6 protein-coding genes are annotated in these 5,697 nt (G+C 29.4%); 2 read left to right on the top strand and 4 right to left on the bottom strand.

The genetic code is table 11. The features are described 5' to 3' along the window. Nucleotides 1-328 precede the first annotated feature (328 nt). The 4 genes from KKC53_01110 to KKC53_01095 all read right to left on the bottom strand — a co-directional run bounded on the left by KKC53_01110 (nucleotide 329) and on the right by KKC53_01095 (nucleotide 4,249). Nucleotides 329-469, bottom strand: coding sequence for a hypothetical protein (locus tag KKC53_01110; GenBank protein ID MBU2597773.1), 141 nt, complete (start codon nucleotides 467-469; stop codon nucleotides 329-331). Nucleotides 470-618: 149 nt separating this feature from the next. Next, nucleotides 619-1,719 carry a DNA polymerase III subunit beta gene (gene dnaN / locus KKC53_01105; protein ID MBU2597772.1) on the bottom strand — a complete coding sequence of 367 codons (1,101 nt, stop codon included), beginning with the start codon at nucleotides 1,717-1,719 and terminating at the stop codon, nucleotides 619-621. A gap of 353 nt (nucleotides 1,720-2,072) precedes the next feature. Further along, the gene (dnaA, locus tag KKC53_01100) at nucleotides 2,073-3,428 is read right to left on the bottom strand and encodes a chromosomal replication initiator protein DnaA (protein ID MBU2597771.1); all 1,356 of its coding nucleotides are present in this window, start codon (nucleotides 3,426-3,428) and stop codon (nucleotides 2,073-2,075) included. A gap of 2 nt (nucleotides 3,429-3,430) precedes the next feature. Further along, nucleotides 3,431-4,249: an ATP-binding protein gene (locus KKC53_01095; GenBank protein MBU2597770.1), complete on the bottom strand. Its 819-nt coding sequence runs from the start codon at nucleotides 4,247-4,249 to the stop codon at nucleotides 3,431-3,433. A gap of 718 nt (nucleotides 4,250-4,967) precedes the next feature. Between KKC53_01095 and rpmH the strand changes: the two genes are divergently transcribed. Next, nucleotides 4,968-5,102: a 50S ribosomal protein L34 gene (gene rpmH, locus KKC53_01090; GenBank protein ID MBU2597769.1), complete on the top strand. Its 135-nt coding sequence runs from the start codon at nucleotides 4,968-4,970 to the stop codon at nucleotides 5,100-5,102. A gap of 16 nt (nucleotides 5,103-5,118) precedes the next feature. Next, entirely contained in the window at nucleotides 5,119-5,475 is a 357-nt protein-coding gene (rnpA, locus tag KKC53_01085) for a ribonuclease P protein component (GenBank protein ID MBU2597768.1), read from the top strand. Nucleotides 5,476-5,697 lie beyond the last annotated feature (222 nt).

The raw sequence follows: 5,697 nt of genomic DNA, 5'->3' as shown, positions 1-5,697 counted from the left end.
TTATTTTTAATATTATGAAAGTTTATTATATTATAGTAATTTGTCATGTCAATAAAAATTCCAAATTTTTCATTACAATAACAAAATATTAAATTATCATACTTTATTTAAGATTATTTTAAAAATAATTTTATTAATGAGTTTGCGAAGCCTGTCCCGAGTGCAACAAGAAGGCTCACTTCTCGTAATAATAGATAATTAAATTTAACATTTACATGCAATAAACTCTTGATATTTTGATATTTATAATTTCATAAATAAAAAATCCCAGATCTCTCTGGGATTTTTTTACTATTATTTAATTTTTATAATTTCCTATTTCTTTGTCCTACTTTTTAACAATTCTGAACATCTTTGTTCCACAAGCTGGGCATGTTCCTTTTACTGCTGGTCTTCCATTTTTCATAACTACTCTTTCTTCATTACTCATTTCTTTTTTTTCTCTGCACTTTACACAATATCCTTGCACTTTCTACCTCCTTTCGGTAATAAAAATTATTGAGATTTTATCATCTTTAGCTTTGATAGTCAAACTGAATTGATTTATGTGTAATCTAAATTTTAAAAGTAGATACTTTTTTGTAAATTTAAAGTTTAAAAGTAGACACCTAAATTAGTTTATGTGATCCTGACTGGCATTATTAGATATAGATAATCATCCCTTTCTTTGGGTTTTATGATACCAGGTTTTAGTGAATCTACAAAACATAATTGACTCTCATCCTCATCAATTACTGAAATTCCATCCAATAAAAATTTGGGATTAAAAGCAATATCCATGGGTGGTTTTGTTATTTTCATTTTCATTTTCTCCTCAGCATCTCCAACTTCTCTTGTGCTGGCGGAAACAAGTAATCCATTTTTATTGATTGATAATTTCACTGGTGCATCTTCCTTTGCAAGTGTTGATATGCGCCTTATTATATCTTCAAATTCTTGGGTATTTATTAAGAAATCCGTTTTAAAATCCTTAGTTAATAATTGCTCATAATCTGGAAAATTCCCGGCTATTAATCTTGATATAACCTTTGCTGCTTTGGTTTCAAATGAGATGAGGTTCTCTCCCAGCACTATTTCAATGTTCTCTTCATCATTTATTGGCAATCTAATTATTTCCGATAAAACCTTTGCTGGAACAAGTGCTTTTATTTCCTCCTTTGGACCACCTTTTATCTTTGTTCCCTTAATTGCTAATCGATAACTGTCAGTCGTCACCATCTTCAAGAAATCTTTTCCAATACTTATTAATATACCTGTTAATACTGGTCTGGTTTCATCAGTTGAGGCAGCTTTTATTACAGAATTTATAGTTTCTTTAAAGATGCTAAATTTAAGACTACATTTATTTTTTTCTATTATTGATGGTGGGGTAGGAAAATCATTTGCTGGTAGTGTATTTAGATTAAATATTGAGTTTTGACACCTGATTACCACCTTACTCTTATCAGGAATGAATTCAAGCTCTACAGCTGCCTCGGGTAGATTTCTTAATATATCAAATATTAATCTTGATGGAATAACTGTTTCCCCTTTTTTCTCTACTTTAGCATCAATTTTTGTGATTATTGTTGTCTCTAAATCGGTTGCGCAAAGGTTTAAAACTTTGTCCGATTCAACAAGTATTCCACTTAGAATGGGTAATAAACTTCTTTGAGAAATAGCTCTGTTTGTTATTTGAACTCCTTCTAAAAATACAGTTCTTTCAATTCTTGCTTTCATAATGTAAACCTTTCTTCCTTTGATAATTAAACTATTTATATTAATTATTGAAAATTAAGATTATTTTACATTTAATTATAAATAATTTTCAATAATTAAGTAAAGAAATTATAGATTTAAAGATTTAAAGTTAATTCTTATTATTTATTTTATATAAAATATAGTAGTAGTATTAATAGTAATTGTTAATATGTTAAAAATGCAAATAGTATGTGATAAAAAAGAACATTAATGTGTTAGCAAACTGTGAGGAAAAAAGTTAGTAAAATAAACTTTTAAACATTTTTTAAAACATTTTTTTTATATACAGATTTTTCTACAGAATCTTCTTGGGTTATTAACACATTTATTAACTATAGCTTCTTTATCCTATTTGTTATTTCCTTTATCTGATTATAGATATCCCTGTCCTGATTTAAGAGTTCACTAATTTTAGAGAATGCATACAGAACCGTGGTGTGATCCCTATTTCCAAAACTCTTCCCAATCTTTGGAAGAGAGGAATCCGTAAGCTCTCTGCATAAATACATAGCTATTTGTCTGGGAAGAGCAATTTCCTTAGTTCTTTCCTTACTAATAAATCTTTTCAATGGAATGGAGAAATATTTACAAGCCTCTTTTTGAATTGTATTTATTGTAATAATGTGAGATGAATTTTCCGGAAAGATGTCCCTTAAAACTTCTTCACTTAGGTTAATGTCAATTGGGATTCTATTTAAAGATGCGTAAGCAGCAACTCTGATAAGGGCTCCCTCAAGCTCCCTTATATTAGACTTAATTCTGTCAGCGATATATTCCATAACACCATCAGGAATCTGATATCCTTCTCTCATTGAAAACTTTCTTAAAATGGCTATCCTGGTTTCAAGATCTGGTGGCTGGATATCTGTTATTAGACCCCATTCAAAACGAGATCTTAGTCTTTCTTCCAGTTCAGGGATATTATTAGGGGGACGATCACTTGAAATTACTATTTGTTTATTAGAGTTATAAAGGTCGTTAAATGTGTGAAAGAACTCAATCTGAGTTCTCGTTTTATCACCCAAAAATTGAATGTCATCAATTAATAAAACATCATTATTTCTATATTTCTTCTGGAACAAATTAGACTTATCATCCCTAATAGAATTTATGAATTCGTTTAAGAATTTCTCACTGGTAACATACTTAACTAAAATATTTGGATACTGATTTCTAATGTAATGACCAATTGCATTAAGCAGATGGGTTTTTCCCAGACCTACCCCACCATAAATAAATAGTGGATTGTATGATTTAGCTGGAGACTCAGCTACAGCTAAAGCTGCGGCATGAGCAAACCTATTACTCTCTCCTATAACAAATGTTTCAAAGGTATATTTTGGATAAAGGTCCCCGTATTTTTTAATCTTAGGTTTACTGAATTTAGAAAAGAAAGGTATTTTTTTAGTAGGCTTAGAATGGGAATCAACTAAGGAGTTTTTATCTACGACAATTTCAACAGAACAAGAAACACTCGTAACTCTTTTTATTGAGTTATTTATTAAAGATAGATATCTAGATTCTAACCACTCCTTGGCAAACCGATTGGGAACGGAAACTAAGAGAGTGGAATTGTCCACAGAAATAGGTCTTGTGTTTTCAAACCATGTTTTAAAAGTCGGGATATTTAACTCAGCTTTTATTAAATCTAATACCTTATTCCAAACTAAATCTTCCTGTTTTTTCATTCCTATACCTTAAATGTTGAAAAGAAATTTTCTAAAAATTCTAAACCTCTTTTAGTAAGAGATCTTTTCCCCCCTTTATCTGATTTTATAAACCCAATGTCTTCGAGAAAAACAAGTTCTCTATATGCGGTTGAAAGACTAATATTAAGCTCCGATGCGACCTTTGAGGGACCAGCTTTGCTTAATTCAGTAATTAGAAAGAGTACTTTGCTTTGCCTTTTGGACAAGCTAATTTGTTGGGATGATTTTAACCCCCCCTTTTTTGGGCCAACATCTTTATATCCATATGTTGGGAGAGATAATGTTATTACTGTGCCCGAGGAGAGATTGTCATCAATATTCATACTGCCTCCGGATAGTTCTATACTTTCTTTGGCAATAGGAAGTCCAGAACCAACACCTCTTATATACCTTTTCATATCATCTTTAGCCGTGGTAAAACCTGGAAGGATAGCCTTTTTCTTATCAGTTATTCCTGGCCCCTGATCAGATATTCTTATAACATTCCCATCTTTATAGATACTTACAACTACATCATTAAAATTAGCATGAATTAAATTTTCCACTATCTCTTTTATAACTACATAAGGTATCTTACCTCCACGATCATGAGAATATTGATATGTCTTTTGACTAAGCAAATCCATAAACTCTCTAATTTCATTCTCCTTTAGTTCAATAATTTGTGGAGTAGATGCAAATGAATCATATAAGGCTATTCTAACCTTTTTACCAGTAGGTCTGATTTCACTTTCATAGACCTTTTCATCTATTTTTTCCTTACCTTTTTTTAGAGTTCTCTCTTCTATAACTTGTCTCAAAAAGTCTCTCATATAGGTCACCAGATAATATAAAAAAATTTAAAAACTCTTATAATATAGGATAATAACACAGGTGTAACAGTTTTCAAAATTTTTTGGAAAATAAATCTTTTTAAGATACTTATTAACAGTAATTTTTTAAGATATTAGCACATAAATAATAAGAAAGAAAAAAAATATGAAAAACACAAAACAATAATAGAACAGGATTTTTATAAAGATATCCACAGGATTTTCCACAGCTGTTAATAAATTTCTAATATTTTTTAATATTAGGAAAAAAATAAAAAAACAAATTTTAAAAGCTTTTGCTATATTTCCTTCCTTCACTTTTCCCTACCCCCCCCTTCACTTCGCTCAAGGACAGGCTTTACACACGATGGCCAAGGACAGATTTTTCACTCGATCCCCCTCCCTTTACGGGAGGGGATAAGGGGAGGGTAAAATGCCTTTGGAAACATACCAAAAAGATATTAGTATAATTTAAATAAAAAAAACAGATTTTTAGAAAAATAAAAAATAAAAAAAATAATAAAAAAATACGGTAAAATTTTGTAATAAAATTATTACCAAACAATCAAATTAATATTTTGCTTGCACAAATAAATAGGTATAGTTATAATACAATCTATAAATTTCCGAGAAAAATATCAATTAGAAAGGAGAAGAGCTCTAATACCCAAATTTTTAAAAAGGGTATATGAGCTTTGTATTTAAGATGAAAAGAACTTATCAACCAAAGAAAAGGAAGAGAAAAAGAACTCACGGTTTTAGAAATAGAATGAAAAGTCCTGGTGGTAGAACGGTTATAAAGAATAGAAGAAAGAAAGGAAGAAAGAAATTAACTGTTTAAAAAATAGGCAGTATTAATGATAGGAAGATTAAAATCAAAAAAGGATTTTCATTTAATTTTCAGAGAAGGAGAAAGGGTTACAGGTGAAATAATTACGATATATTACAGAAAAAGGGACGAAGATAAAACAAACAGGTTGGGAATAAGCATTAGCTCTAAGGTGGGGAAAGCCATATTTAGAAACAAAATAAAGAGGTGGATAAGGGAATCACTGAGAAGTATAGAGAAAAGTTATAAAAAGATATTTTATGGTTATGATATCGTAGTTTCTGTGAAAAATGTTGAAATAAAACATGATTTTTATTATATTAAGAAATCTTTGATAAAGTCTTTAAAAAGTGCAAAAATTATAGTTGAAGACGAACTCAATTAAGTTCACTTGATAATGCATAATATATATTTAAAAATTTTAGGGAAAGTTTAACAACATAAATCCTGTTAGGGATATTTATAAAAAAATAATTATGAGAAAAATGTCAATAGATAAAAATAAAAATATTAACATAATCTCAGATATAGGAAAGAAAGTATTAATTTTCATTTTGAGAACGTATAAGAGATACTTATCAAGAGTCCTTCCACCTTCATGTAGATT

It is taken from the genome of Actinomycetota bacterium (genome assembly GCA_018830725.1).
GTDB lineage: Bacteria > Actinomycetota > Humimicrobiia > JAHJRV01 > JAHJRV01 > JAHJRV01.
Note: the sequence above shows the minus strand (reverse complement) of the source record. Positions and strands in the feature narration are given on the sequence as shown.